General features: G+C 68.8%; 1 pseudogene. It reads left to right on the top strand.

What is annotated here, in order from left to right:
* Positions 1-391: pseudogene (locus PUR56_RS15245) on the top strand (IS5 family transposase); the annotation flags it as partial.

Here is a 391-nt window from a genome sequence, read left to right as displayed (position 1 = left end):
GGTGGTCGGCGCCGCTACGGGGACCGCGAGGTGCTGGCGGCGATCGTGTTCGTCGCGACGTCGGGGTGCACGTGGGCCCAGCTGCCGCCCTGTTTCGGTCCGTCCGGGCCCACCGCGCACCGGCGCTTCACCGAGTGGAGCAGGGCCCGGGTGTGGGCCAAGCTCCACCGGGTCGTCCTGGACGAGCTCGGCGCACGGGGCGAGCTGGACTGGTCGAGGTGCGCGGTCGACTCGGTGAACATGAGGGCGCTGAAAAAGGGGAGTTGACGGGTCCGAATCCTGTCGATCGGGGCAAATACGGGTCGAAGATCCACCTGCTCACCGAACGTACCGGTTTGCCCCTGTCGCTCGCGATCTCCGGAGCCAACGTCCATGACAGCCAGGCCCTGAT

It is taken from the genome of Streptomyces sp. BE303 (genome assembly GCF_036290945.1).
Taxonomy (GTDB): Bacteria; Actinomycetota; Actinomycetes; order Streptomycetales; family Streptomycetaceae; genus Kitasatospora.
The sequence above is the reverse complement of the archived record's forward strand: the minus strand, read 5'-3'. Positions and strand labels throughout refer to the sequence as shown.